Origin of the sequence: Marinobacterium rhizophilum DSM 18822, from assembly GCF_000378045.1 — a bacterium.
Classification (GTDB): Bacteria; Pseudomonadota; Gammaproteobacteria; order Pseudomonadales; family Balneatricaceae; genus Marinobacterium_A; species Marinobacterium_A rhizophilum.
The window spans coordinates 181,211-206,976 of sequence record NZ_KB899094.1 but is presented as its reverse complement, the minus strand read 5'-3'; the positions used below and the strand labels follow the sequence as shown (position 1 = coordinate 206,976).

General features: G+C 62.4%; 24 protein-coding genes. 16 read left to right on the top strand and 8 right to left on the bottom strand.

The window, feature by feature from the left end; translation table 11 throughout:
- Positions 1 to 24 precede the first annotated feature (24 nt).
- Positions 25 to 618, bottom strand: coding sequence for a phenylacetic acid degradation protein PaaY (paaY, locus tag F451_RS0108570; protein ID WP_020680951.1), 594 nt, complete (start codon positions 616 to 618; stop codon positions 25 to 27).
- Positions 619 to 696: 78 nt separating this feature from the next.
- Complete coding sequence (paaN, locus tag F451_RS0108565) at positions 697 to 2,385, bottom strand: phenylacetic acid degradation protein PaaN (protein ID WP_020680950.1); 1,689 nt, start codon at positions 2,383 to 2,385, stop codon at positions 697 to 699.
- Positions 2,386 to 2,881: 496 nt separating this feature from the next.
- Between paaN and paaF the strand changes: the two genes are divergently transcribed.
- From paaF to paaK, 6 genes are all read left to right on the top strand, one after another.
- Positions 2,882 to 3,655: a 2,3-dehydroadipyl-CoA hydratase PaaF gene (paaF, locus tag F451_RS0108560; RefSeq protein WP_020680949.1), complete on the top strand. Its 774-nt coding sequence runs from the start codon at positions 2,882 to 2,884 to the stop codon at positions 3,653 to 3,655.
- A gap of 311 nt (positions 3,656 to 3,966) precedes the next feature.
- Positions 3,967 to 4,758, top strand: a complete 792-nt coding sequence (gene paaG / locus F451_RS0108550) for a 2-(1,2-epoxy-1,2-dihydrophenyl)acetyl-CoA isomerase PaaG (RefSeq protein WP_020680947.1) — start codon at positions 3,967 to 3,969, stop codon at positions 4,756 to 4,758.
- A 36-nt stretch (positions 4,759 to 4,794) separates the two neighbouring features.
- Positions 4,795 to 6,318, top strand: coding sequence for a 3-hydroxyacyl-CoA dehydrogenase PaaH (paaH, locus tag F451_RS0108545; RefSeq protein ID WP_020680946.1), 1,524 nt, complete (start codon positions 4,795 to 4,797; stop codon positions 6,316 to 6,318).
- Positions 6,311 to 6,814 (top strand): hydroxyphenylacetyl-CoA thioesterase PaaI, encoded by a 504-nt coding sequence (paaI, locus tag F451_RS0108540; protein WP_020680945.1) that lies wholly within the window; start codon positions 6,311 to 6,313, stop codon positions 6,812 to 6,814. Before paaH ends, paaI begins: the two co-directional genes overlap by 8 nt.
- On the top strand, positions 6,811 to 8,022 hold the full coding sequence (pcaF, locus tag F451_RS0108535) for a 3-oxoadipyl-CoA thiolase (protein WP_020680944.1): 1,212 nt from the start codon (positions 6,811 to 6,813) through the stop codon (positions 8,020 to 8,022). The genes paaI and pcaF overlap by 4 nt, the downstream gene beginning before the upstream one ends.
- Before the next feature lie 98 nt (positions 8,023 to 8,120).
- Positions 8,121 to 9,434, top strand: coding sequence for a phenylacetate--CoA ligase PaaK (gene paaK, locus F451_RS0108530; RefSeq protein WP_020680943.1), 1,314 nt, complete (start codon positions 8,121 to 8,123; stop codon positions 9,432 to 9,434).
- A 146-nt stretch (positions 9,435 to 9,580) separates the two neighbouring features.
- Here paaK and F451_RS0108525 read toward each other — a convergent pair whose 3' ends face one another.
- Entirely contained in the window at positions 9,581 to 9,805 is a 225-nt protein-coding gene (locus F451_RS0108525) for a hypothetical protein (protein ID WP_020680942.1), read from the bottom strand.
- Between the two features lie 165 nt (positions 9,806 to 9,970).
- Here F451_RS0108525 and norR point away from each other — a divergent pair, with 165 nt between their 5' ends.
- The 9 genes from norR to F451_RS0108480 all read left to right on the top strand — a co-directional run bounded on the left by norR (position 9,971) and on the right by F451_RS0108480 (position 19,134).
- Entirely contained in the window at positions 9,971 to 11,530 is a 1,560-nt protein-coding gene (gene norR, locus F451_RS0108520) for a nitric oxide reductase transcriptional regulator NorR (protein ID WP_020680941.1), read from the top strand.
- A 331-nt stretch (positions 11,531 to 11,861) separates the two neighbouring features.
- Positions 11,862 to 12,848, top strand: coding sequence for a 1,2-phenylacetyl-CoA epoxidase subunit PaaA (gene paaA / locus F451_RS0108515; protein ID WP_020680940.1), 987 nt, complete (start codon positions 11,862 to 11,864; stop codon positions 12,846 to 12,848).
- Between the two features lie 15 nt (positions 12,849 to 12,863).
- Positions 12,864 to 13,145, top strand: coding sequence for a 1,2-phenylacetyl-CoA epoxidase subunit PaaB (gene paaB, locus F451_RS0108510; RefSeq protein ID WP_020680939.1), 282 nt, complete (start codon positions 12,864 to 12,866; stop codon positions 13,143 to 13,145).
- Between the two features lie 12 nt (positions 13,146 to 13,157).
- Positions 13,158 to 13,919, top strand: a complete 762-nt coding sequence (gene paaC / locus F451_RS0108505; RefSeq protein ID WP_020680938.1) for a 1,2-phenylacetyl-CoA epoxidase subunit PaaC — start codon at positions 13,158 to 13,160, stop codon at positions 13,917 to 13,919.
- Positions 13,920 to 13,966: 47 nt separating this feature from the next.
- Positions 13,967 to 14,527: a 1,2-phenylacetyl-CoA epoxidase subunit PaaD gene (gene paaD / locus F451_RS0108500; protein ID WP_020680937.1), complete on the top strand. Its 561-nt coding sequence runs from the start codon at positions 13,967 to 13,969 to the stop codon at positions 14,525 to 14,527.
- 208 nt (positions 14,528 to 14,735) lie between these two features.
- Positions 14,736 to 15,806, top strand: coding sequence for a 1,2-phenylacetyl-CoA epoxidase subunit PaaE (gene paaE / locus F451_RS0108495; RefSeq protein ID WP_020680936.1), 1,071 nt, complete (start codon positions 14,736 to 14,738; stop codon positions 15,804 to 15,806).
- A gap of 203 nt (positions 15,807 to 16,009) precedes the next feature.
- Positions 16,010 to 17,023: a TRAP transporter substrate-binding protein gene (locus F451_RS0108490; RefSeq protein ID WP_020680935.1), complete on the top strand. Its 1,014-nt coding sequence runs from the start codon at positions 16,010 to 16,012 to the stop codon at positions 17,021 to 17,023.
- A gap of 224 nt (positions 17,024 to 17,247) precedes the next feature.
- Positions 17,248 to 17,781 (top strand): TRAP transporter small permease, encoded by a 534-nt coding sequence (locus tag F451_RS0108485; protein WP_020680934.1) that lies wholly within the window; start codon positions 17,248 to 17,250, stop codon positions 17,779 to 17,781.
- Positions 17,782 to 17,805: 24 nt separating this feature from the next.
- Entirely contained in the window at positions 17,806 to 19,134 is a 1,329-nt protein-coding gene (locus F451_RS0108480) for a TRAP transporter large permease (protein ID WP_020680933.1), read from the top strand.
- Between the two features lie 109 nt (positions 19,135 to 19,243).
- Here the strand turns inward: F451_RS0108480 and F451_RS0108475 are convergent, their stop codons facing one another.
- The 5 genes from F451_RS0108475 to F451_RS0108455 all read right to left on the bottom strand — a co-directional run bounded on the left by F451_RS0108475 (position 19,244) and on the right by F451_RS0108455 (position 21,907).
- Positions 19,244 to 19,681 carry a VOC family protein gene (locus F451_RS0108475; RefSeq protein ID WP_020680932.1) on the bottom strand — a complete coding sequence of 146 codons (438 nt, stop codon included), beginning with the start codon at positions 19,679 to 19,681 and terminating at the stop codon, positions 19,244 to 19,246.
- Positions 19,682 to 19,785: 104 nt separating this feature from the next.
- On the bottom strand, positions 19,786 to 20,151 hold the full coding sequence (locus tag F451_RS0108470) for a SpoIIAA family protein (RefSeq protein ID WP_020680931.1): 366 nt from the start codon (positions 20,149 to 20,151) through the stop codon (positions 19,786 to 19,788).
- Positions 20,152 to 20,257: 106 nt separating this feature from the next.
- Positions 20,258 to 20,722 carry a GNAT family N-acetyltransferase gene (locus F451_RS0108465; RefSeq protein ID WP_020680930.1) on the bottom strand — a complete coding sequence of 155 codons (465 nt, stop codon included), beginning with the start codon at positions 20,720 to 20,722 and terminating at the stop codon, positions 20,258 to 20,260.
- Entirely contained in the window at positions 20,719 to 21,378 is a 660-nt protein-coding gene (locus F451_RS0108460) for an SGNH/GDSL hydrolase family protein (protein ID WP_020680929.1), read from the bottom strand. The genes F451_RS0108465 and F451_RS0108460 overlap by 4 nt, the downstream gene beginning before the upstream one ends.
- Positions 21,379 to 21,430: 52 nt before the next feature.
- Positions 21,431 to 21,907 carry an Lrp/AsnC family transcriptional regulator gene (locus F451_RS0108455; RefSeq protein ID WP_020680928.1) on the bottom strand — a complete coding sequence of 159 codons (477 nt, stop codon included), beginning with the start codon at positions 21,905 to 21,907 and terminating at the stop codon, positions 21,431 to 21,433.
- A gap of 193 nt (positions 21,908 to 22,100) precedes the next feature.
- Here F451_RS0108455 and F451_RS0108450 point away from each other — a divergent pair, with 193 nt between their 5' ends.
- Positions 22,101 to 25,568, top strand: a complete 3,468-nt coding sequence (locus F451_RS0108450) for an indolepyruvate ferredoxin oxidoreductase family protein (protein ID WP_020680927.1) — start codon at positions 22,101 to 22,103, stop codon at positions 25,566 to 25,568.
- Positions 25,569 to 25,766: the final 198 nt, after the last annotated feature.

The following is a 25,766-nucleotide window of genomic DNA, read 5'->3' as shown; positions in this document are numbered from 1 at the left end:
CGTCCGGTTCAGGACTGATGCTTTTCAGGACTGATATTTGGGTTTGGCGGCACCCGCATCACACCGGGGCCTGTCGGGCTCCACCTCGGTCTGGGCCTCGCACAGCTCCATGCTGGCCAGGCAACGGCGCGTCAAGCGATGGTATTCAGCGGTGCCCTCGCTCTTCCACTGCACTTCCTCAGTGCTAAGCATTCGCCTGATCTGCGCCGGCGAGCCCACCAGCATGGAGCGCGGCGGACAGTCAAACCCGGCCTTGACGAAGGCATTGGCGGCCACGATGGATTCGGCGCCAATGTGCGCACCGTCCATCACCACCGCGTTCATGCCCACCAGTGCATTTCGCCCCACCCGGCAGCCGTGCAGGATGGCGCCGTGTCCCACATGACCGTCCACTTCAACCACGGTATCGGTGCCCGGAAAACCGTGCATCACGCAGTTGTCCTGCACATTGGCGCCCGCCTCCATCACCAGGCGACCGAAGTCGCCGCGAAGGCTGGCATTGGGACCCACGTAACAACCGGGGCCAATTATCACATCGCCGATCAGCACCGCCGTGGGATGCACATAGGCGCTGGGATCAATCACCGGTGTCACACCGTCGATTCGATAAACGGGCATATCCACGTACTCCGGGCGTTGAGTTGTACAGGTGCCGCGCCTTCAGCACCCGCGAGGCACCGCAAGACGCAACAGCATTTACGCCTCGGCCGGAGGCGGCACATCGCGGCGGCTCTGCACCACCACAAAACGGCGACTGACGAAGGCGCCGTCGGTCAGGCTGGCGTTGGCCGCAGGATTGCCGCCGGTGGCATGAAAGTCGCTGAACGCGGCCGACTGGTTCACGAAGACACCACCGGTCAGGTTGCACGACAGCGCCACCTTGACGTCCAGCGCCAGTGCGTCGACCTGGTCCAGCACCGCCTCAGAAGTTGAATAAACGCCCAGGGTGATGGCGCCCTTCTCGCTGATCACCTTTCGTGCAAGCTCCAGACTATGCGCCGTGCTATCGGTGGCAATCAGGAAGGTGATGGGCCCAAAGCGCTCTTCGCCGTAAGTGTCGATATCGGAGGCATCAACCTTCAGCAGCATGGGCGTGCGGATACGCGCATGCGGGAATTCCGGATGCTCGAGCGCCCGGCTGGCCAGGGCCACTTCGCCAAGGTTCGCGCAGTCGTCGATGCGAGCCTGCGTATCGGTGCTCTGGATGGCGCCCAGCACGTTGACGGCCACCTCGGTATTGTCTGTGAATTTGGCGATGCCGCCGGCCAGGGCCTCGGCTACCTCATCAAAGCTCAGGCGCCCGTCAGCGGTCTCGATGCCATCGCGCGGAATATAGATCGCCTGGGGGGTGGTGCACATCTGGCCGGAATAGAGGCTCAGCGTGAAGGTCAGGTTGCGTGCCACCGCCTTCATGCTCTGGACGCTGTCGATGATGATGGTGTTGACGCCGGACTTCTCGGTAAAGACCTCGGCCTGGGGGCAGTTTTGCTCCAGCCAGTTGCCGAACGCGGAAGAGCCGGTGAAATCGATCAGCCGCACGGCAGAATGCTGCGCCAGTTCCTTGGTGATTGGCTGAGCCTTGCTGTCCGGCACCATGGACACCAGACAAGGGTCATATCCGGCTTCGGTCAGCACCTGCTGGGCAATCTGCACGCTGATGGCTACCGGCAGCATGGCACCGGGATGCGGCTTGACGATCACCGGATTGCCGGTCACCAGGCTGGCGAACAGGCCAGGATAGGTGTTCCAGGTCGGGAAGGTGGCGCAGGCCACAACCAGGCTGATGCCCTTTGGCACCACGCGAAAGGTCTTTTCCATCGCCAGCGCCGGATGCTTGCCCTGGGGCTTCACCCAGCTGGCGCGGTGCGGCACCTGCTGCATTTCACTGAAGGCGCGGGCCACCGCCTCCAGACCGCGATCCTGTGCATGGGGGCCGCCGGCCTGGAACGCCATCATGAAACCCTGACCGGTGGTATGCATGACCGCATAGGCCATTTCAAAGCTGCGCTTGTTCAGACGATCCAGTATTTCCAGGCAGACCCCGGCACGCGCCTCGGGCCCGGCATCGCGCCAGGCCGGCATCGCGGCCTGCATGCGGGCGATCAGCGCCTCGGTATCCGGACGGTCGTAACGGATATCCAGCGCCAGGCCATAGGGGGATTCTTCTTCACCCACCTGCTGCGCCACGGCCGGCACCGCCAGCTCAAAATGGGTACCCAGATAACCATCAAAGCACGCGCGGCCATCAACATTGGCGGTTTCACCGTAGATGCGCCCGCTGGCGGCTTCCGGATAGGGTGACCAGAACTCCCGCGACCGGTTGGCCGCGACGGCCTGTTCCAGCGTGCCTTGGTGCGCCTCGTAAAAAACCTGAGCCTTGGACATATACCGTTTCTCCTGTGAATGGCCTTCAACGGGCGCTGCAATCAGCACCACGCCCCGGACGTGGCCGCAACAACGCGACCCCGGTACGGAACAGCGACCCCGTCGCCGCCCCGATCTGCAATACCCGAATCCTAATCACACGCTTTTTATTTGTCAAAGTTATATTTGGTAACATAAAAAAGTCACACCTTGATGCAACCCGCATTCGAAGCCGGACCAGGACTTGGGCAGTCGCCGTAAAAAAAGTCCTTAAAACAAGTGAATACAGTACCTTATATGGCTATTCGCTACCCTGAACCGGCGTCTCATCCCCCCTGAACAGGACCATGAAGAACAGCAAATCAGTCCTTGATATGCGCCACCGGAATGAACAAAAGACACAAAAATTTTATATATTTCTATTTATTCGTATCTCTTTGAGCGTTATCCTGATCACCTCAGGTAACAACTGCCCACCCAGATCGCCCTACGGGCAGACAGATGACGAGAGAGGCCCATGCTGAAATTCCTGCTTGCCGAGACGCCCGCCGACGGCGTTCTGCTCATCCGGCTGAACCGGCCCGAGGCACTGAACGCACTCAACACCGCGCTGTTGGGTGAACTGGCGACCCTGCTGGACAAGAGCGCTACTGACAGCCGGGTGCGGGCCGTGGTGATCACCGGCAACGACCGCGCCTTTGCCGCCGGTGCCGACGTAAAGGAAATGGCAGCGCTCAATGCCGTGGGTGTGCTGCAGGATGCCCGCGTCGCCCACTGGGCCCGCATCGCCGCTTTCCCCAAGCCGCTGATCGCGGCCGTGAACGGCTTTGCCCTGGGCGGCGGATGTGAACTGGTCATGCAGGCTGACATTATCGTGGCCGGGCGCACCGCGTTGTTCGGCCAGCCGGAAATCAATCTGGGCATCATTCCAGGCGCCGGCGGCACCCAGCGCCTGATCCGCGCCCTGGGCAAGGCCCTGGCCTCCCAGATGGTCATGACCGGCGAGCCCATCAGTGCCGAACGGGCCCTGCAGGCCGGTCTTGTCAGCGAAATCACCGAACCCGAACTGACCCTGGAGCGGGCCCTTGCACTGGCCGACACCCTGGCCGCCAAAGCCCCCATTGCCTTGCAACAGGCCAAGGACGTACTGGCCCGGGCGCAGGAAACGCATCTCAGCGGCGGCCTGGCCTATGAGCGCAAGGCATTCTGCCTGCTGGCGGCCACGGATGATCGCGACGAGGGCATCAGCGCCTTTCTCGAAAAGCGCACACCGACCTATCACGGACACTGATGCAGCAACCGAATCCAACAATAATCGCCGAGAGAGCACCGCTAATGGCTTATCAGCATATTGAATACAGCGTCGAGCAGGTTGTGTGGAGTGCCGCACTGCTGACCCTGAACCGCCCCGATAGCCGCAGCTGATCCAGCGCCTGCAACCAACAATAATCGCCGAGGAATCACCGTTCATGGCTTACCAGCATATTGAATACAGCGTCGAGCAGGTGTGTGGAGTGCCGCACTGCTGATCCTGAACCGCCCCGATAGCCGCAGCTGATCCAGCGCCCGCAACCAACAATAATCGCCGAGGAATCACCGTTCATGGCTTACCAGCATATTGAATACAGCGTCGAGCACGGGGTTGCCTTGCTGACCCTGAACCGCCCCGCCAGCCTCAACAGCTTTAACAGCGACATGCATGAAGAAGTGCGCGACGCCCTGAAGAGTGCCCGCAGGGATCCCGCGGTGCGCTGCCTGATGATCACCGGTAATGGTCGCGGCTTTTGCGCCGGCCAGGACCTGTCGGACCGCAATGTGGCACCGGGCAGCGAAAGGCCCGACCTCGGTCTCTCCATCGAGCACTACTACAACCCGATGATCCGTGCGCTGCGCAGCTTTCCGGCGCCGGTCATCTGTGCCGTCAACGGCGTGGCCGCCGGCGCCGGCGCCAATATTGCCCTGGCCTGCGACATCGTCTTTGCAGCACGCTCAGCCAGCTTTATCCAGGCCTTCTGCAAGATCGGCCTGCTGCCGGATTCCGGCGGCACCTGGACCCTGCCGCGCCTCGTCGGCCAGGCCCGGGCAACGGCCCTGGCCATGCTGGGCGACAAGATCAGCGCCGAACAGGCCGCCCAGTGGGGCATGATCTGGTCCTGCGTGGATGACGGCGACCTGCATGAAACGGCGCTGGCCTGCGCCCGCCATCTTGCCACCCAGCCGACCCAGGGCCTGTCGATGATCAAGCGCGCCCTCAATGCCAGCAGCACCAACAGCCTGGATGCGCAACTGGACCTGGAGCGGGACCTGCAGCGCCTGGCCGGGCGTACCGACGACTACCGCGAAGGCGTCGCCGCCTTCATGGCCAAACGCCGCCCCACCTTCAGCGGTCACTGAGCGTCCATTAAGCATCCATTGAGAGGAGATCCAGCGATGCATGCATTGAACACAGGGCATACCGTGGCGGTGATCGGCGCCGGCGCCATGGGCGCCGGTATTGCCCAGGTCGCCGCCAGCGCGGGCCACCCGGTGATAATCTATGACAAGGCCCCGGGCGCCGCAGAGGCGGGTATCGCCGGCATTGCCAAAGGCCTCGGACGCCTGGTTGAGCGCGGCAAGCTGGACACCAATGACCGCGAGGCACTGCTGGCACGACTGAGCGCCGCCACCGAACTGAGCGAACTGGCACCGGCCACCCTGGTGATCGAGGCCATCCTTGAGAACCTCGCCATCAAGCAGCAGGTCCTGGCGCAGGTCGAGGCCATCTGCAGCACCGACTGCATTCTGGCCAGCAACACCTCGTCGATTTCCATCACCTCCATCGCGGCGGGGCTGCAGCGGCCACAGAATCTGGCCGGGCTGCATTTCTTCAACCCCGCACCGGTGATGAAATTGGTGGAAGTGATCTCCGGACTCGATACGGACCCGGCCATCGCCGACTGCCTGCTGGCAACCGCCGGCGCCTGGGGCAAGAAGGCAGTGCATGCCAAATCCACGCCGGGCTTTATCGTCAACCGCCTGGCCCGCCCCTTCTACGCCGAAGGCCTGCGCCTGCTGGAAGAAGGCGCTGCCGACAGCGCCACCCTGGATGCGCTAATGCGTGATGCCGGCGGCTTTCGCATGGGTCCCTTTGAACTGATGGATCTGATTGGACACGACGTCAACTACGCCGTGACCCGCTCGGTATTCGATGCCTATTACGGCGATAACCGCTTTACGCCGTCGCTGACCCAGCAGGCGCTCGTGGAAGGCGGCCGGCTCGGACGCAAGAGCGGCCGCGGTTTCTATGACTACGCTGCGGATGCGCCGCGCGCGGAACCGGCCACGCTCAGCGCCGGCGACCAGACGGCGGTGGACAGCATCGTCGTCGAGGGCAGTCTCGGGCCGGCCGACGGCCTGGTTACGCGTCTTCAGGACAGCGGCATCAACGTGATCCGCCGCGATGGCCCGGGCCTGATCCGCATCGCAGACAGCGTACTGATGCTCAGCGATGGCCGCATGGCCACCGAGCGTGCAGCCACCGAGGGTATCAACAACCTGGTGCTGTTTGACCTGGCGCTGGACTACCGCCAGTGCCGCCGCCTGGCACTGAGCCTGGCCGATCAGGCCAACGCCGATGCGCTGGCGCCGGTTGCGGCCCTGCTCGCGGCCGCCGGCATTCAGACCTCCAGACTCGATGATACGCCCGGCCTCGCCGTGCTTCGCACCGTCGCAATGCTGGCCAACGAAGCCTGCGATGCCGTGCTGCAGGGGGTTTGCAGCGCCCGTGACGCCGATACGGCCATGCAGTTTGGCGTCAACTACCCGGCAGGGCCCTTGGCCTGGGCCGAACAGGTGGGCCTGGCATACATTCATCGCACCCTGACCCACCTGCAACAGAGCTATGGCGAGACACGCTACCGTCCGTCCGCCCTGCTGCGCCGCAAAGCCTTTTCTGGAGAGTCCATCCATGACTGATTCAAGCACCCGGCCGGATCCGGCCTGCATGACCCCGCAACAGCTGGCCGACGCCTGCGCCCAGGCCATGTTTGCCAGGGATACCGCCACCCAGGCCCTGGAAATGGAAATTCTCGAGGTTGCCCCGGGCAGCGCGGTGATTCGCATGCCGGTGAGTGCGCGCATGATCCAGGGTCACGACAGCTGTCACGGCGGCTACATCTTTACCCTGGCCGATTCCGCCTTCGCCTTTGCCTGCAACACCTACAACGCCGTCACCGTGGGCGCGGGCTGCACCATCGACTACCTGGCACCGGCCAAGCTCGGCGACCTGCTGTGCGCACGGGCCCAGGAACGCTCGCGCAGCGGCCGCACCGGCATCTATGACGTGACCATCGAGAACCAGCACGGCGACTGTATCGCCCTGTTCCGCGGCAAGTCACATCAGGTACGCGGCACCCTGCTGGCAGAACCGCAGCCATCCACACAACAATCAGCGCCGGAGACCTCCGCATGAAAGACGCCCTGATCATTGATGCCATCCGCACCCCCATCGGTCGCTACGCAGGCAGTCTCGCCAGCGTGCGGGCCGATGACCTGGGCGCCGTGCCGATCAAGGCACTGATGGAGCGCAACAGCAGTGTGGACTGGAGCCAGGTGGATGACATCCTGTACGGCTGCGCCAACCAGGCCGGCGAAGACAATCGCAATGTGGCGCGCATGTCCGCACTGCTGGCCGGTCTGCCGGTTACGGTACCGGGCACCACGATCAACCGCCTGTGCGGCTCTGGCATGGATGCCGTGGGCCTCGCCGCGCGCACCATCAAGGCCGGCGAAGCAGACCTGATGATTGCCGGCGGCGTGGAATCGATGTCCCGCGCGCCCTTTGTCATGGGCAAGGCGGAATCCGCCTACAGCCGCAGCGCCAACCTGTTTGACACCACCATCGGCTGGCGCTTCGTCAACCGGCTGATGAAGGCGCAGTTTGGGGTAGACTCCATGCCCGAAACGGCGGAGAACGTCGCGGCGGACTTCAATATCTCGCGCCAGGACCAGGATGCCTTTGCCCTGCGCAGCCAGCAGCGCACGGCCGCCGCCATCGAGGCCGGGCGCCTGGCCGAGGAAATCGTGCCGGTCAGCATTGCGCAACGCAAAGGCGATGCACTGGTGTTTGATACCGACGAGCATCCGCGCAGCGACACCCGCCTCGAAACCCTGGCCAAGCTGGCCACACCGTTTCGCGAGGGCGGCAGCGTGACGGCCGGCAATGCGTCGGGCGTCAACGACGGCGCCTGCGCCTTGCTGATGGCAAGCCCAGCCGGCGCCGCACGCTATGGTCTGCGCGCCCGTGGCCGCGTCGTCGGCATGGCCACCGCCGGTGTGGAGCCGCGCATCATGGGCTTCGGTCCGGCACCGGCGGTTCGCAAGGTGCTGGCGCAGACCGGCCTGAGCCTGGAGCAGATGGACGTAATCGAGCTCAATGAAGCCTTCGCCGCCCAGGCCCTGGCGGTGCTGCGCGACCTCGGCCTGCCGGACGACGCGGATCATGTGAACCCCAACGGCGGCGCCATTGCGCTCGGTCATCCGCTGGGCATGAGCGGTGCGCGCCTGGTCACCACCGCGCTGCACGAACTGGAGCGACGCCAGGGCCGTTATGCGCTTTGCACCATGTGTATCGGCGTCGGCCAGGGCATTGCCCTGGTGATCGAGCGCCTGGGCGACTGATCCAGCGCTGCCGATGAGTAAAGAATGCCTGGCGCCTGACGCGACAAACGCGACAGCGCCGGACAAAGCGACAACAATTAAGAACAAGAGTGATTGCCATGAACAGCACGGTGAAATCCATGACCCACCTTCTGGACCCCATAGAAACCGCCAGCATCGACGAGCTGCGCCATACCCAGCTTGAGCGCATGCGCTGGAGCCTGATGCATGCCTATGAGAATGTGCCCTTCTACCGCCAGGGCTTTGATGCCGCCGGCGTGCACCCGAGTGAGCTCAACAGCCTGGCGGATCTGGCGAAGTTCCCGTTCACAGTCAAAAACGACCTGCGGGACAACTACCCCTACGGCATGTTTGCCGTGCCGATGCGCGATATCGTGCGCCTGCATGCCTCCAGCGGTACCACCGGCAAGCCGACCGTGGTGGGCTATACGCAGAAGGATATCGACACCTGGGCCAATGTCGTGGCGCGCTCGCTGCGGGCCGCCGGTGCCCATGCCGGCGACATCGTGCATGTGGCCTATGGCTATGGACTCTTTACCGGCGGCCTGGGCGCCCATTATGGCGCCGAGCGCCTCGGCTGCACGGTGATTCCGATGTCCGGCGGACAGACCGAGAAACAGGTGCAGCTGATCCGCGACTTCAACCCCGACGTCATCATGGTGACACCGTCCTACATGCTCAACCTGGCGGACGAAATGGACCGTCAGGGCGTTGATCCGCACAAGCTGAACCTGCGTCTGGGCGTGTTTGGCGCCGAACCCTGGACCGGCACCATGCGCACGGAGCTCGAAAGGCGCCTGGGGATCGACGCCATGGACATCTACGGTCTGTCCGAAGTGATGGGCCCGGGCGTGGGCATGGAATGCCTGGAAACCAAGGACGGCCCCACCCTCTGGGAAGACCTGTTCTACCCGGAAATTATCGACCCGGTCAGCGGTGAGGTACTGCCGGACGGCGAATACGGCGAGCTGGTGTTCACCACCCTCACCAAGGAGGCGCTGCCCATCATCCGCTACCGTACCCGCGACCTGACCCGCCTGCTGCCCGGCACCGCGCGGCCGATGCGCCGTATCGACAAGATCACCGGTCGCAGCGACGACATGCTGATCATCCGTGGCGTCAACGTCTTTCCGACCCAGGTCGAGGAGCAGATTCTGCGCCTGGCGGAACTCTCACCCCATTACGAGATGGTGATCAGCCGCAACGGCAACCTTGACCAGGTGGAAGTGAAGGTCGAGCTCAAGCCCGACGCCGCCGGTATCGGCGCAGAGGGCCAGGCGCGGGTCGTGAAGGAGCTGTCGCACCATATCAAGTCCTACATCGGCATCAGCACCGCCATCAGCGTTACAGCGCCAGGCACCCTGACCCGCTCCGAAGGCAAGGCCAGGCACGTCACCGACCTGCGCAAATAAGGCGCCGGGCTGATCATTCGCGACTGAAGTCGCTCCTGCGGGGACATGGTGGCCGCTATCTGCAGGAGTGGCTTCAGCCGCGAACAGCTGCTGCCAGCGATGCTGAACGCCCCCCGATTTCCGAGACCGCGTACCCCAGGGCGCGCTCAGACTTCCAGTCCCAGCCGGTAACGACCGGTGCAGCGGATCACGTAAGCCACCTTGAGCAGCACCGCGTCAACAATCAGGGTCAGGTGCGCCAGGATCTGTTCGACCAGGGAGAAATGACTGGCCAGCGGATAGCTGATGGCAATGGCACCCAGCAGTACCAGCGCAGACAGCAGCATCAGGCCGTTGCCCAGAATTGTCAGGGTGGATCCTTGAATGGTCATTGTGGAGCCCTCGATACAGTGGTGTATAACCTAACTGATACAAAAGCCATGCCATGAAATTATTTTATTTACTATCAACAACATAAAACTTACTACTGGCCATTAGTGTCAATTTGACTCACACTGTTTCTGAATCATTCAGACACTACTGAGTCAAAACGACTCATGACAGATATCAACCATAGCCTGCTGGTTAGCATCGCCCTCGACCTGGCCACGAGCCTGGCCAACGAAGACAGATTCGACCGGCTGTTGACGGCCCTGCGCAAGGCTATCCCCTGCGACGCCATCGCCCTGCTGGCATACCGGGAATCCCAGGCTGTACCGCTGGCCATCCAGGGACTTAGCACCGACACTAGGGGACGCCGTTTCCACCTGGACGACCATCCCCGCTTCAAGGCCATCGCCGACGCCGGCCGACCGGTGCGCTTCGCCACCGACAGCGACCTCCCCGATCCCTACGACGGCCTGCTGCTGGCGGAAGCCGGTGACCTGCCGGTGCACGCCTGCATGGGCCTGCCGCTCTACAGCGACAACCGGCTGCTGGGTTTCCTGACCCTGGACAGCCTGCAGCCCGACAGCTTCGACAGCATCGGCGAGCGCACGCTGGAGGTGGTTTCGGCCCTGGCGGCCGCCACCCTTAAAGCCGCCATGGTGCTCGACGGTCTGGAACAGCAGGCCCAGCGCAGCGTGCAGGTGATGCAGGAGCTGACCTCCGAAGCCCTGAGCCGCGACGGTAGCAGTCTGCTGGGGGGAAGCGCAGTGATGACCCGACTCAAGCAGGAACTGGCACTGGTGGCCCCGTCGGACTTCACTGTACTGGTACTGGGGGAGACAGGGGTGGGCAAGGAACTGGTCGCCCGCACCCTGCACGCCCAGTCCAACCGGCGCCAGGCGCCGCTGGTGCACATCAACTGCGCCGCCCTGCCCGAGCAACTGATCGAGAGCGAGCTGTTCGGCCACACCAAGGGGGCCTTCACCGGCGCCGCCAACGCCCGTACCGGCAAGTTCCTGCTGGCCGACGGCGGCACCCTGTTTCTGGACGAGGTGGGGGAGCTGTCTCTTGCCACCCAAAGCAAGCTGCTTCGCACCCTGCAAAACGGCGAAATCCAGCCGGTAGGTCAGGACCGGGTGCAACTGGTCGATGTTCGGGTGATCGCCGCCACCAACCGCAACCTCAAGGCAGAAGTGGCGGCCGGCCGTTTCAGGGCCGACCTCTACCATCGCCTGAGCGTCTACCCCATCAAGGTGCCGCCACTGCGCAGTCGCGGCGCCGATATCCTGTTGCTGGCCGGCTTCTTCCTGGAAAACACCCGCCGCCGGCTCGGCCTGAAACAGCTCAAGCTGGGCCAGGCCACCCAGTCGCTATTACTGGCCTACGACTGGCCCGGTAACGTGCGGGAGCTAGAGCACTGCATCAGCCGCAGCGCCCTCAAGGCGGTGCGCGATCAGGGCCAGCAGGGCTTTGTCACCATCAATCCTGGCCACTGCGACCTCGACAGCACTCCAGCGCCCCAGCCCAACCGGCCCGAGCTGCCTGCCGATGACCACCCCCTCAGCCTCAAGGCGGCGGTGGACGCCTTCCAGCGCAAGCTGATCAGCGACGTTCTGGCCAGGGAGGAACATAACTGGTCTGCCACGGCCCGCCACCTGGAAATGGACAGGGCCAATCTGCAACGGTTGGCCAAGCGCCTGGGAATCCGGGTAAAGAAGGACCTCGCCTAACCGGAGGGCGCTGTACAACGCGGTGCCAATCATCCGCAGGGGCAGCTTCAGCCGCGAACAATGAACACAACACTTTGACCGGCCATTCACGGCTGAAGCCGCTCCTGCAATCAACGACAGCACCCGGATTTCTATCACGCCCTCGCCTTGCGCCTTGCACCTCTCCTTTCACCTCTCCTTTTCACCACTCACGCGCTAACAATCGCCACCTCGCCTGAACACTTTTCATAACCTGACACATTAATTTATCTTTACTTATTTATTTCGTGTCATATAATCATCCTAAACCGACAGCGACCGCGCGCATTCGCACGCAAGTGAGGAGCCCAACATGTACGCCCAACTCGTGGATACCGGCGTTAAACGCGTCAAGACACTGAATGAGATGTCGCCCGAAGAGCGCCATTTTCAGGAAAAGATTGATGCCGACATCAAGATCGAAGCCAAGAACTGGATGCCCGAAGCCTATCGTCGCACCCTGATCCGGCAGATGTCCCAGCACGCCCATTCCGAGATCGTGGGCATGCTGCCCGAGAAGAACTGGCTGACACGCGCCCCCAACCTCAAGCGCAAGCTACAGTTGCTGGCCAAGATCCAGGATGAAGCCGGGCATGGCCTGTATCTCTACAGCGCCATGGAAACCCTGGGCGCCAACCGGGACGAGGAGCTGGAAAAGCTGCACAGCGGCGAAGTGAAATACTCCAGCATCTTCAACTACCCGTCCCGCAGCTGGGCCGACATGGGAACCATCGGCTGGTTGGTGGATGGTGCCGCCATCGTCAACCAGGTTGTACTACAGAGAACATCCTATGGGCCATATTCCCGTGCCATGATACGCATCTGTAAGGAAGAGAGCTTCCACCAGCGCCAGGGCTACCAGATCCTGCTGGAAATGATGCGCAACGGCACCGACGAACAGAAAGCCATGGTGCAGGACTCGATCAACCGCTTCTGGTGGCCGGCCCTGATGATGTTTGGCCCACACGATACCGACTCCCCCAACTCGGCGCAGTCGATGCAGTGGAAGGTCAAGCGCATGAGCAACGACGACCTGCGCCAGCGCTTTATCGATCAGACCATCCCGCAGCTCGAACTGCTGGGCTGCACGGTGCCGGATCCGGACCTGAAGTGGAACGAAGAGCGCGGTCACTACGACTTCGGCAGCATCGACTGGAGCGAGTTCTACAGCGTCCTCAAGGGCAACGGCCCCTGCAACAAAGACCGCCTGAAGACACGCCGCAACGCCTACGCAAACGGCGCCTGGGTACGCGAAGCCGCCAAGGCCTATGCCGACAAACACAAACAAGCAGCCGCCTAAAACGAGGACAACATCATGTCTGACTGGACTCTTTTTGAAGTATTCGTGCGCAGCAAGCACGGCCTGAACCACAAGCATGTCGGCAGCGTGCACGCCGCCGATGCCGCCATGGCCCTGGAAAACGCCCGCGAACTCTATACCCGTCGCAGCGAAGGTGTGAGCCTCTGGGTCGTGCCCTCGGCGCAGATCACCGCCTCATCCCCGGACGAGAAGGAGCCGCTGTTCGATCCCAGCGACGACAAGGTCTATCGCCATGCGACCTTCTACGACCTGCCCCAAGAAGTTGGCCACATGTAACGGAGGCTCAGCATGACTACGCAACACGCCTTGACCGAATACCTGCTGCGCCTGGGCGACAGCGACATCATCCTCGCCCAGCGTCTGTGCGAGTGGGTTGGCAACGCCCCGGCGCTGGAAGAAGAGATGGCCCTGGGCAACGTGGCGCTGGACCTGATCGGCCAGGCCCGCAGCTGGCTGGAATACGCCGCCGAGCTACAGGGCGAAGGCCGCAGTGCCGATGACCTCAGCTTTCGCCGCAACGAGCGCGAATACCGCAACCTGCTGATCACCGAACAGGCCAATGGCAACTACGCCGATACCCTGGCGCGCCAGTACCTGTTCGACGCCTGGCACTACTATCTGCTGCAGGCGCTGTGCGACAGCAAGGATGCGCGTATCGCCGCGATTGCCGCCAAGGCCCTGAAGGAAGTGACCTATCACCTGCGCCGCTCCAGCGCCTGGATCAAGCGCCTGGGTGATGGCACCGACGAAAGCCACCAGAACATGCAGCAGGCCATCGACGACATCTGGACCTACAGCGGTGAAATGCTGATGGCCGACGACATCGACAACCTTCTCGTCGAAGCCGGCATCGCCCCGGATAGCGCTGCCATCAAGGCCCAGTGGCAGGCCCATGTCAGCGCCACCCTGAAAGAAGCAACGCTCGACTGCCCGCCCATGGACAGCTACATGCAGCAAGGCGGCAAGCAGGGACTGCATACCGAGCAGCTGGGTTACCTGCTGGCCGAAATGCAATTCCTGCCGCGCGCCTACCCGGACGCCGTCTGGTAAGACTTCTGCATAGAACATCCTAGCGTCGATAACAGGAGGGGTTGCCCATGCGTCAGCCACAGCTTATGAACCACACGGCCAACAGCCTGATTGCCAGCGACCGCCGGCCGGCCAGCACCGCCGCGCAGCCGCCCCTGGCGCACGTCTGGCAACTGCTGGATGAGGTGCTGGACCCGGAAGTCCCGGTGGTCAGCGTGGTGGAACTGGGCATTGTGCGCGACCTGCAATGGCACGAGCAGCAGCTGCAGGTGACGCTGACGCCCACCTACTCCGGCTGCCCGGCCACGGCCTTTATCGAGCAGGAGATCCTGCAGGCGCTGCACCAGGCGGGCATTGCGTATGTGCAGCTGCATCAGCAGCTGGCCCCGGCCTGGACCACCGACTGGATCAGCGAGAGCGGGCGTAACAAGCTGCGCGACTATGGCATAGCGCCCCCCGTGGGCAGTGCCAGCAAGCGCAGCCTGCTGGGCGAGGAGCCGGTCATCGCCTGCCCGCAGTGCGGGTCAGAGCACACAGAACGGGTCAGCGAATTTGGGTCCACCGCCTGCAAGGCGCTGTACCGCTGCACCGACTGCCTGGAGCCCTTCGACTATTTCAAATGTATATAGGGACCTGTTTCCCATAACACCTGAGAACAATCGCTGGGTAACGAATGTTGGGTTTCACTGCGTTTCACCAAACCTACGATCGTCGAACAGGCACAGGTTGAGTGGTGGCCCGCAGGGCCATAACCCGACACAGGGATAACCCGATAGCCGCCTTGCCAGGCGTGAGCCCAACCGCTAACCGACCAGAGCTAACAAGAGTGAGAAAATTATGAGCCGTTTTCATCTGCTGGAAGTCGCGGACGTACGCCAGGAAACCCGCGATGCGGTATCCATTGCCTTTAACGTGCCCGCGGACCTGAAACAGGAATTCCGCTTTACCCAGGGCCAGCACCTGGTGCTGCGTACCACCCTGGACAACGAAGAAGTACGCCGTTCCTACTCCATCTGTACCGGCATCCATGACGATGAACTGCGCATTGCCGTCAAGCGCGTCTCCGGCGGCCTGTTCTCCAACTACCTCAACGATAGCGCCAGGGCCGGCATGCAGCTTGAAGCCATGCCCCCGTCCGGCCACTTCCACACCCAGCTGGATGTCGCTCGCACCGGCAACTACCTGGCCGTGGCGGCCGGCAGCGGCATCACGCCCATTGTGTCCATCATCAAGAGCACCCTGGAAACCGAACCCAAAAGCAACTTCACCCTGTTCTACGGTAACCGGGCCACCGCCAGCACCCTACTGCGCGAACAGCTCGAAGACCTGAAGAACCGCTTTATGGGCCGTTTCAATCTGGTGTTTATCATGACCCGCGAGCAGCAGGACATCGAGCTTTACAACGGCCGTATCGACGCAGACAAGTGCCGCGAGCTGTTCGATCGCTGGCTCGACGTGCCGACACTGGATGCCGCCTTCCTTTGCGGCCCTCAGACACTGATCGAAACGGTCAGCGAACAGCTGCAGGCGCATGAGCTCGACCGGTCGAAAATCCATTTCGAACTCTTTGCCGCCACCGGCGCCCAGCAGCAGCGTAAGCGTGAAGTACCGGCAGACGCACCGACCGAGCTTTGCCAGGTCACCGTGATCTCCGATGGCCGCCAGCTGGCGTTCGAACTGGCCAAGAACAGCGACAGCATCCTGGATGCCGGCAATGCCCACGGTGCCGATCTGCCCTATTCCTGCAAGGCCGGTGTCTGCTCGACCTGCCGTGCGCGGGTAGTTGAAGGCGAAGTGGAGATGGACGCCAACTTTGCACTCGAGGACTACGAACTACGCGAAGGCTATGTGCTGTCGTGCCAGTGCTACCCGCTGACCGACAAGGTGGTGCTGGACTTCGACCACTGAACCTAAACCCCGTCCCTGCGGCCACACAACCGCCGGGACGGGATTATTTCCAAAACAGAAACAATGTTGTAAGCAAGACCCCGATGATCCGCCACGGTACGGGCGGTAACGTAGACAGCATCCCTACCACAGCCTCGTGCCTGGACGGCTGCTGTCGCACCGATGCTTGAACGAAAGTTGATAACCATAATAAGGATACTTCGATGAACGCTAGAAAACTCATTGCACTGGCTACCACCGTCATCGCTTTTTCCGCCACACCGCTGATGGCCCAGACCGAGATGCACGTTGCCAGCTGGCTGCCGCCGACCCACCCACAAAACGCCGTGGTCCTGCCCACCTGGGGCAAATGGATCGAGGAAGCCACCGACGGCCGTGTCAGCCTGAAGATCGACTATGACCTGGGCCATCCCAAGGACATCTTCACCCTGGTGGAAGACGGTGTTGCCGATGCCGGCTGGTCCTTCCACGGCTATGTACCAGGGCGTTTTCGCCTGACCCAGATCGTTGAACAGCCGCTGCTGGGCGCCGGTGCCGAAGCGGCCTCCGTGGCCTACTGGCGCATCTACGAAAAATACCTCGCCAAGGCTAACGAGCATGCCGGCCTTGAAGTCGTCGGTCTCTTCACCCATGCCCCGGGCCAGATACAGACTGCCGCACCGGTTAACAGCCTGGCGGACCTGGAAGGCAAGAAAATCCGCCTGGGCGGCGGCATCCAGAGCATTCTGGGCGAGCGGCTGCATGTAACGGCCGTCAACGCGCCGGCACCCAAGGTATACGAAATGATGCAGCAGGGCGTGATCGACGGTGCCCTGCTGCCGGTGTGCGAACAGAAAACCCTGCGCCTGAGCGAAGTCGCCACCAACCTTACCCTGCTGCCGGGCGGCCTGTATCTGGGCAGTTTTGGCATTTTCATCAACCAGGATTTCATGGCGGACTTGTCTGAAGCGGACCAGGCAGCGATTCGCAGCGTCTCCGGCGAGAAGCTGTCGCGCCTGGCCGGCGAGGTCTGGGATCAGTGCGGTACCGATGCACTGGCAGACAGCCGCAGCAACGGCGTCAACGTGGTGGAAGTGGCCGCAGACGCGCCCATGATGGAAGAGTTCCGCACCCTGGCCGCTGGACTGGACGATGTCTGGTTCAAGGAGGTCAGCGATCTGGATGTGGACGCCAAGGCAGCACTGCAGGAACTGCGTGACGTTGCCCGCCACTATTAACCTAGCCGACAAATAGGTTCCCTCCCTATTTGTCGGTTATGTACAGGATGTACGGTATGACGCACACGCATGGATGCGTGTGTGCGGTCACGCCATAAAAACAGGCGCAGGTGCGCGGACATGCTGGTTCTTCTGGCGTTCGTATTGGCCTGCGGCCAATGATGGAGCATCCCTGCTTCATGGATCAACCCTTCGGGTTAATACAAGAACTAAGGAGTCACCCCATGCGTTTCTCTGCCTGGCTGCATGAGCACTACAAAGAGAAAGGCCCGGTACGGTGGCTGGCCTTCGCCCTAGAGGCGTTGGCCGCCCTGACCCTGGCGCTACTGATGCTGCTGACCTGCGCCGATGTGGTGGGCCGCTACTTCTTCAGCAATGCGGTGGATGGCGCGGTCGAGATGACCGAAATCGCCATCGCCATCATCGTCTTCGCCGAAATCCCGGTCATTACCTGGCGTGCCACCCATGTGGTGGTCGACATCATGGATGGCTTTTTCGGCCCCGCCTGGGTACGGACGATGGAAGCACTGTCGGTACTGCTGATCTCGGTGGCGCTGTATTTCCTGGGTCAGCAGGTATTTGCGCAGGCGGCGCGTTCCATACGCCGGCACGAAGTCACCGAGCATCTGCAGATGCCGCTGGGCTATGTGATGCAATACATCGGCCTGATGTGCTGGGTGGCTGCCGCCGGCACCCTGGGCTGGGGTCTGTACCGCCTGTTCGCGGGCCGTACGACGGCACGCAACGCCCTGCAATAAAAACAACACTCGGAAACCAACGCCATGACTGTTGCCCTAATAGGTTTCGGCCTGCTTCTGTTTATGATCGTAATGGTGCGCATCCCCCTGGCCTTCGCCATGGCCCTGGTGGGCTTCTTCGGCTTTGCCTACCTGTCGGGCCTGCGCATCGACAACCTGATGGATTTCCGCTGGACGGCACCGCTGGCCATGGCCACCTCGCGGGTGATTTCCACCGCCCAGGAATACAGCCTGTCGGTGATTCCGCTGTTCATCCTGATGGGTAACCTGGTCACCCGTTCGGGGCTGTCCCACGAGCTCTATCGCGCCTCCAATGCCTTCATGGGCCACATGAAGGGTGGCCTGTCGATGGCCACGGTGGTCGCCTGCGGCGGCTTTTCCGCCATTTGCGGCTCCAGCCTCGCAACCTCCGCCACCATGGCCAAGGTCGCCATGCCGCCAATGCGCAAGTACGGCTACGATGACTCGCTGGCCACCGCCTCCATTGCCGCCGGCGGCACTCTGGGGATCCTGATTCCGCCCAGCGTGATCCTGGTGATCTATGGCCTGCTGACCGAAACCAGCATCCGCGAACTCTTTGCTGCGGGCTTCATTCCCGGCATGATCGGCATCCTGCTCTATCTTGGCGCGGTGCGCTGGGTGGTGTGGCGCAACCCCGAAAAGGGCCCCGGCGGCGAACGCCAGAGCTGGCCGCAGCGCCTGAGTGCGCTGAAGGATGTGCGCGATATTCTGCTGCTGTTCGTGCTGGTGATGGGTGGTATCTACCTGGGTGTGTTCACGCCCACGGAAGCCGCCGGTATCGGCGCCGGCGGGGCCTTTGTCATCGCCCTGCTGCGCAAATCCCTGACCCTGGCTTCACTGTTCGAGCTGCTGACCGACACCGCCCGTACCAGCGCCATGCTGTTCACGGTACTGATTGGCGCGCTGATCTTTTCGAACTTCATCAACCGGGCCGGCCTGCCGGATGAGCTGCTGACCTTCGTCACCTCGCTGGACGTATCGCCCATGACCGTGATCTTCGTCATCCTGATGATCTACATGGTGCTGGGCATGGTGTTCGAGAGCCTGTCGATGCTGCTGCTCACGGTGCCGATCTTCTTCCCGCTGGTGCAAAGCCTGGGCTTTGATCCGGTATGGTTCGGCATCGTGGTGGTGATCGTGACCGAGATCAGCCTGATCACGCCGCCGGTGGGCATGAACGTCTTCGTGCTCAGCGCCGTGCTGCCGGATGTGCGCACCGGCACCATCTTTCGCGGCATTACGCCCTTCTGGTGCGCCGACATCGTGCGCCTGACGCTGATCACCCTGGTCAGCTGGATCTCGCTGGTACTGCCACAGCTGCTGTATAGATAGCCGTAAATAGCCGCTATATTCGCCGTCTAAAATATAGGGCCCTTGCCGTACGGCAAGGGCCCTATATTTTAATACGGCGCAAGTTGCGCTAGCGCCCGGTCTCGCCCCATCAATCTGCTGGCAGTGGCCAGTGGGGATTCCAGGCCACCTCCCACAGATGCCCCTCCGGGTCCTGAAAGTAACCGGCATAACCGCCCCAAAAAGTATCCTGGGCGGGCTTAAGCACGGTAGCACCGGCTGTTGCAGCCTGCGCCATGACCTGATCGACCTCCGCCTTTGAGGCCACGTTGTGGGCCAGGCTGAAACCGGCGTCGCCGCGTTGATCACCCGCCCCAACGATAGGCAACCCGGCATCCTTGGCCAGACTCTTGCGCGGAAAAAGTCCCAGCTTCAGGCCGCCCTGCAGGTCAAAGAAGGCGACAGCGCCATCCTCAACGTCCGCGCCAATAATGCCCTCCGTTGCCAGCCCGAGTCCGTCCCGGTAAAAAGATACCGACGCCTCCAGATCGTCAACACCCAGTGTAATCAGGCTAATACGGGGTTTCATATCGTTGTCTCGCTCCACAATTCAAAATACCGACTCTCGATAGAGCGTCCTGGCAGCCTGTCGAGGCTTAGACGATCGAGATCCATGTTATGTCCAACCGGCTGCTAGTGTGCCAGCCAGGTTTCTGCTGCCGCCACGTCATTGTAGTCAAAGGCCTTGACCTCCAGCCCGGGAAACAGATGCCCCTCAAGCTCGCTGATGCGCTGAATCCATTTTTTATCGGACAGCACCGCAGCCCGGCCGAATCTGCGCAGCAGGCCGAACAAAGCCGGCAGGCGCGACAGCTCCACGCCGAGTGCCCCGAGGGTCGGAAAATCAAAGTCGTAAATACGGTAAAGCATCTGCCCGCGACTGAATTCCCGCGTCTTGTCGATCAGCTCATCGAGCCCAACCTTCATCTGCTCGCTGTTCAGCTGGCCGGATAATTCGATCTCGATACGGTTCGGCCCCGTGACTTCGATCCTGAACATGTCTGTGCGCCTCCTGTTGTTGTGACAACTCTACTGTCCTGCCTGCAGTATAGAGTGCTACCCCCTGATAGCGACGCCAGCCGCTCAAACGCCAGGACATGCAGCGTTACCCGATCTGCAGCACCATCCGGTAGTTGATCAGCACCTGCCCTCGCCGCTCTACGCGATTCTGGCCCAGCAGTTCAAATCCATGGGACTCGAACAAAGGCCTCGCCGCAGTGCTGGCCTCGACATAAAGCCTGCATTGGGCGCGCGCCTGAGCGATATCCAGCACCCGTTGCAACAGCCGCGTTGCGACGCCGCAACGCTGGAAGTTCGGGTGGACATAAAAACAGTCGATATGGCCGTCCGGCTCCAGTTCTATGAACCCCTGAATCAGACCGTCCTGTTCCGCCACCAGCGGTTGCCGACGCTCTAGCCGTGCCGCCCAGACTCCATAGTCCGGCGGTGTCGGCGCCCAGGCCTCACGTTGTGCCGCACTGTAGTGCGCATCATCGATTGCATGAACCGCAGCGTGAAACAGGTCGGCGATGGCCCGGCAGTCAGCCGCCCGGTAGTCGCGAATCATCATGGGATTGGGTGTTGATCGTGGGGTAACAGCGTCTGTACCTCCAGTGCCAGCGCCTCGCCGAGGCGCCGATGCTGATCCTCGTCCAGGTGCACGCCATCCACCCGGCTGGTCGGTGTTACGGCGCCGGCATCGAAAAAGTGACAGCCGCGCTCCCGGGCGACCGATTCAATAGCATCCCTCAAGCCAAGCGCCCTGGTCTCAGCCCCGGCAAACTTAGGTGCAATCAACCCTTTGGCCTTCTGTACAGGCGGAGGTGCCACCACCAGTATCGGCGGCACCGGCATGCCGGGCTCGATGGGAGCGCCGCGAATGGCGCCGATGACCGCACTCAGGCCCTGAGCCGAGTGCCAGGCATTGTGTGCATGCATGGACTGAAAATCGTTGGTACCCAGCAGCAGGATCACCAGCGCCAGCGGCGAGTTCATCTCGATACAGGCGCCGAGCCCCTCAAGGCCGTTGCGACCCGGCTTGAACGGATCGTCCCAGACCGTGCGCCGCCCGTTCAGGCAGTTCTCGATGACCCGCGCCGACACCCCTGCCCGCCCCAGCGCCAGCTCCATCACGCCGGGCCAGCGCTGCTCAAAGGCAAACCGCTGCCGGCTATCGGGAATGATGCCCCAGCTCAGCGAGTCGGCATAAACCAGAATCTGGTGCATGTGAGACCTCCTTCAGAACCCGCACAGTGTAGTCCACAGACACCTGCGCACCTCAGCCACAGTACTCCAGCGGCAGTTCGGTGGTGCACTTGATCTCCGACATGCTGATATTGGAATGCAGCTCCTTGATATGGGGCAGGCGCAGGATTTTCTCCCGCACGAAGACTTCGTACTGCTGGATGTCCGGCATCACGATTTTCAGCAGGTAATCGTTGGCGCCGGCCATGGTGTAGCACTCGACCACCTGGGGATAGGTTTCCATGGCCTGCTCGAATTCCGCCAGGTTTTCCCAGCCGTGGCTCGACAGGCGTACATCGGCGAACACCACCACCCCCAGGTTCAGCCGAGTGCGATCCAGCACGGCAAACTTGCCCTTGATCAGGCCTTCCTCCTGCATGCGATTGATGCGCCGCCAGCAGGGCGACTGCGACAGCCCCACCCGCTCGGCGATCTCGGCAGCCGAAAGATCCGCATTGCTTTGCAGCAGCGCCAGTATCTGGCGATCCAGGGGACTCAGGGTGGTACTCATCACATCGGACTCCGGCGGGCCGGTGCAGTGAAAAAACCTGCATCGGTATTTTTATTCAACTATGCTGAAAATAATAAAACAATCATGCAGGCTTTACTCAATATTCTGCATGAATAGACAAAAAAATGCGATATCAAGGCTGTAGCATAGTTAACAACTACGCAGCGGCTACCAATAAGAACGAGGTGATACGGTGTCTATCGACTACGCAAACCAGGCAGACAAGGCCGAAACCCGGCAGCACTACCTGACCGGTACCCAGGCGCTGGCACAGCTGCCGCTGCTGCAGCACCAGCGCGACCAGGCCGCCGGCCTCAATACCGCGGGCTTCATTTCCGGCTACCGCGGCTCGCCGCTGGGCAACCTGGACAAGACGCTGTGGCAGCAGCGCGCACAGTTGAAAGACAACCATATTCATTTTCAGCCCGGCGTCAACGAGGAGCTCGCCGCCACCGCCGTCTGGGGCAGCCAGCAGGTCAACCTGTTCGAAGGCGCCCGCTACGACGGTGTTTTCGGGCTCTGGTACGGCAAGGGCCCGGGCGTGGACCGCAGCGGCGATGTCATCAAGCATGGCAACTCCGCCGGCGTGTCGCCGCATGGCGGCGTGCTGCTGCTGGCCGGTGACGACCATGCCTGCAAATCCTCCAGCATCGCCCACCAGAGCGAGCATGCCTTTATCGGCGCCATGGTGCCGGTGCTGAATCCCTGCGGCGTGCAGGAGATTCTCGATTACGGCGTGCTCGGCTGGGCGCTGTCCCGCTACAGCGGCTGCTGGGTCGCCATGAAGACCATCGCCGAAACCGTGGATTCCTCCGCCGTCGTGGAGGTCAGCCCGCTGCGGGTGCAGGTCCGTTACCCGACCGATTTCGAGATGCCCGCGGACGGCGTCCATATTCGCTGGCCCGACCCGCCCCTGGTGCAGGAAAAGCGCCTCAACACCTACAAGATTTACGCCGCCCTGGCCTTCGCCCGTGCCAACAACCTGAACCGGGTGGTGCTCGACAGCCCCAACCCGCGCATCGGTATCATCACCACCGGCAAGTCGTACCTCGATGTGCTCCAGGCACTGGAATACCTGGGCCTGGACGAGGGCACCTGCGCCCGCATCGGCCTGCGGGTACTGAAAATCGGCATGAGCTGGCCGCTGGAGCCGGTCGCAGTGCACGAGTTCGCCAAGGGCCTGGACGAAATCCTGGTGGTGGAGGAAAAGCGCAGCATTATCGAAGACCAGGTCACCGGCCAGCTGTACAACTGGCCGGTGGACGAACGCCCGCGGGTGGTCGGCGAATTCGACGAGGCAGGCGCTTCCCTGCTGCCCAACCTCAGCGAACTGACGCCCGCCATGATCGCCCGCGTCATCGCCAAACGCATCGCACCGCTGTATTCGGGCCCCAAGGTGGAGCAGCGCCTCAAGTTCCTCGCCGACAAGGAAGACTACCTCAGCCACCGCGGCGAGGTGATTCAGCGCCCGCCGCATTTCTGCTCCGGCTGCCCGCACAACACCTCCACCAAGGTGCCGGACGGCAGCCGTGCGATGGCAGGCATCGGCTGTCACTACATGGCCATGTGGATGGACCGCAGCACCGAAACCTTCACCCAGATGGGAGGCGAAGGCGCCACCTGGATCGGCCAGGCGCCGTTCACCGATACGCCCCATGTGTTCCAAAACCTCGGCGATGGCACCTATTTTCATTCCGGCATACTGGCGATTCGTGCGGCCGTCGCCGCCGGCGTCAACATCACCTACAAGCTGCTGTACAACGATGCCGTGGCCATGACCGGCGGCCAGCCCATCGACGGCACGCTGACAGTGCAGCAGCTGAGCCAGCAGCTCTATGGCGAAGGCATCCGCTGCATCCTGCTGGTGTCCGATGAACCCGACAAGTACTCGAGCCGGGCCGACTTTGCCCCCGGCACGCGCTTCCACCACCGCCGCGAGCTCGACGGCCTGCAGCGCGAGCTGCGCGAATACAAGGGCGTATCGGCGATCATCTACGATCAGACCTGCGCCACCGAAAAACGCCGTCGGCGCAAACGCGGCAAGCTGGTCGATCCGGCCAAACGGGTGATGATCAACGAGGCGGTCTGCGAAGGCTGCGGCGACTGCGGCGTGCAGTCCAACTGCCTGTCCATTCTGCCGCTGGAAACGGAACTGGGGCGCAAGCGCGAGATCGACCAGAACGCCTGCAACAAGGATTTCAGCTGCGTCGAGGGCTTCTGCCCCAGCTTTGTCACCGTCAAGGGTGGCTCCCTGCGCAAGGCCGGCCCCCGGGCCCTGGATGACAGCGACTTTGCCGATCTGCCGGAACCCGTGCAGCCTTCCCTGGAGCGACCCTTCAATATCCTGCTGCCCGGCATTGGCGGCACCGGCGTCACCACCGTGGGCGCCCTGCTGGGCACGGCGGCCTTCCTTGATGGCAAGGGCGCCACGGTGCTGGATCAGGCGGGCCTGGCCCAGAAATTCGGCCCGGTCACCACCCATGTGCGGATCGCGGCACGTCAGGACAACATCCATGCCGTGCGCATCGCCGCCGGCGAGGCCAACCTGCTGCTGGGGTTCGACCTGGTGGTATCGGCCAGCGACGAGGTGCTGGGCAAGCTCAGCACCGACCTCAGCCATGCGGTGATCAACAGCCACGAATCACCCACCGCCGAGTTCACCCGCAACCGGGATTTCAGCTTTCCGGGCGAATCCATGAGCGAAGCCATCAGGATCGCCACAGGCGCCGACAAGTGCCGCTTCGTCGATGGCACCCACCTGGCCAGCCGCCTGCTGGGTGACAGCCTGGCCACCAACCTCTTCATGCTCGGCTTTGCCTACCAGCAGGGCCTGGTGCCGCTGTCCGCGAGCGCCATCGAACAGGCTATCGAGACCAACGGCGTCGCCATCGACATGAACAAGGGCGCCTTTCTCTGGGGCCGGCGTGCCGCCTGGAAACAGGACAGCGTCGAGGCCCTGGTCAACCAGCGCCAAGCCCCGGCTTCCAAAAGCCGCACCCTGGACGAGCTGATCGACTGGCGGGCCGAGTTCCTGGAGAGCTACCAGGACCGTGCCTACGCCAACCGCTACCGCCAGGCCGTGCAGCGGGTGCGTCGCCATGAAGAACGCCTGGATGTGGCCGATGCAGGCCTTGCGCTGACCCGCGCCGTGGCCGAAAACTACTTCAAGCTGCTGGCCTGCAAGGACGAGTACGAAGTGGCCCGCCTGTATACCGACGGCGCCTTCCTGGCCCGGCTCGAAAGCCAGTTCGAGGGTGACTACCAGCTGGAATTCCACCTGGCACCGCCGATCCTCAGCAAGCGGGACCCGCACACCGGCCTGCCCCGCAAGCGCCAGTTCGGCCCCTGGATGCTCAGGGCCTTCGGCCTGCTGGCCAAGCTCAAGGGCCTGCGCGGCACGGCGTTTGATATCTTTGGTTACACCAACGAGCGCCGCGCAGAACGGGCACTGATCAGCGACTATGAACAGCTGATGGACGAGCTGATCGCCCGCAACAGCAGCGACAACCACGACATCGCCGTGGCACTCGCCCGCCTGCCGGAACAGATCCGCGGCTTCGGTCACGTCAAGGAAAAGGCCATGACCCAGGCGCGCACCGAGCAAAAACGCCTGCGCGCCCTGCTCAATGCAAGGCAGATCCCCGCGCTGCAGGTGAGCTAGGAGCCTGTCGGACTTAACACCGATCTACTCGGCTCGGGTATCCTGCTTCGCCCTACCTCCTGCATCCATGCAGTCGTGCGGAAAAGCCGCCTCTCTCGGGAAAAGAGGGGCCATTTTTTGAGCTCTTTCGTGTTAAATAGAACCACTATTCACAAGCTACATCCCTGTAGTTTGCCCTGCGGGCAGCTTACGCGGTGT

What these genes read in the sequence shown, in the direction of transcription:
- paaY (WP_020680951.1), bottom strand. Translation starts at nt 618, where the DNA reads ATGCCCGTTTATCGAATCGACGGTGTGACACCGGTGATTGATCCCAGC.
- paaN (WP_020680950.1), bottom strand. Translation starts at nt 2,385, where the DNA reads ATGTCCAAGGCTCAGGTTTTTTACGAGGCGCACCAAGGCACGCTGGAA.
- paaF (WP_020680949.1), top strand. Translation starts at nt 2,882, where the DNA reads ATGCTGAAATTCCTGCTTGCCGAGACGCCCGCCGACGGCGTTCTGCTC.
- paaG (WP_020680947.1), top strand. Translation starts at nt 3,967, where the DNA reads ATGGCTTACCAGCATATTGAATACAGCGTCGAGCACGGGGTTGCCTTG.
- paaH (WP_020680946.1), top strand. Translation starts at nt 4,795, where the DNA reads ATGCATGCATTGAACACAGGGCATACCGTGGCGGTGATCGGCGCCGGC.
- paaI (WP_020680945.1), top strand. Translation starts at nt 6,311, where the DNA reads ATGACTGATTCAAGCACCCGGCCGGATCCGGCCTGCATGACCCCGCAA.
- pcaF (WP_020680944.1), top strand. Translation starts at nt 6,811, where the DNA reads ATGAAAGACGCCCTGATCATTGATGCCATCCGCACCCCCATCGGTCGC.
- paaK (WP_020680943.1), top strand. Translation starts at nt 8,121, where the DNA reads ATGAACAGCACGGTGAAATCCATGACCCACCTTCTGGACCCCATAGAA.
- F451_RS0108525 (WP_020680942.1), bottom strand. Translation starts at nt 9,805, where the DNA reads ATGACCATTCAAGGATCCACCCTGACAATTCTGGGCAACGGCCTGATG.
- norR (WP_020680941.1), top strand. Translation starts at nt 9,971, where the DNA reads ATGACAGATATCAACCATAGCCTGCTGGTTAGCATCGCCCTCGACCTG.
- paaA (WP_020680940.1), top strand. Translation starts at nt 11,862, where the DNA reads ATGTACGCCCAACTCGTGGATACCGGCGTTAAACGCGTCAAGACACTG.
- paaB (WP_020680939.1), top strand. Translation starts at nt 12,864, where the DNA reads ATGTCTGACTGGACTCTTTTTGAAGTATTCGTGCGCAGCAAGCACGGC.
- paaC (WP_020680938.1), top strand. Translation starts at nt 13,158, where the DNA reads ATGACTACGCAACACGCCTTGACCGAATACCTGCTGCGCCTGGGCGAC.
- paaD (WP_020680937.1), top strand. Translation starts at nt 13,967, where the DNA reads ATGCGTCAGCCACAGCTTATGAACCACACGGCCAACAGCCTGATTGCC.
- paaE (WP_020680936.1), top strand. Translation starts at nt 14,736, where the DNA reads ATGAGCCGTTTTCATCTGCTGGAAGTCGCGGACGTACGCCAGGAAACC.
- F451_RS0108490 (WP_020680935.1), top strand. Translation starts at nt 16,010, where the DNA reads ATGAACGCTAGAAAACTCATTGCACTGGCTACCACCGTCATCGCTTTT.
- F451_RS0108485 (WP_020680934.1), top strand. Translation starts at nt 17,248, where the DNA reads ATGCGTTTCTCTGCCTGGCTGCATGAGCACTACAAAGAGAAAGGCCCG.
- F451_RS0108480 (WP_020680933.1), top strand. Translation starts at nt 17,806, where the DNA reads ATGACTGTTGCCCTAATAGGTTTCGGCCTGCTTCTGTTTATGATCGTA.
- F451_RS0108475 (WP_020680932.1), bottom strand. Translation starts at nt 19,681, where the DNA reads ATGAAACCCCGTATTAGCCTGATTACACTGGGTGTTGACGATCTGGAG.
- F451_RS0108470 (WP_020680931.1), bottom strand. Translation starts at nt 20,151, where the DNA reads ATGTTCAGGATCGAAGTCACGGGGCCGAACCGTATCGAGATCGAATTA.
- F451_RS0108465 (WP_020680930.1), bottom strand. Translation starts at nt 20,722, where the DNA reads ATGATGATTCGCGACTACCGGGCGGCTGACTGCCGGGCCATCGCCGAC.
- F451_RS0108460 (WP_020680929.1), bottom strand. Translation starts at nt 21,378, where the DNA reads ATGCACCAGATTCTGGTTTATGCCGACTCGCTGAGCTGGGGCATCATT.
- F451_RS0108455 (WP_020680928.1), bottom strand. Translation starts at nt 21,907, where the DNA reads ATGAGTACCACCCTGAGTCCCCTGGATCGCCAGATACTGGCGCTGCTG.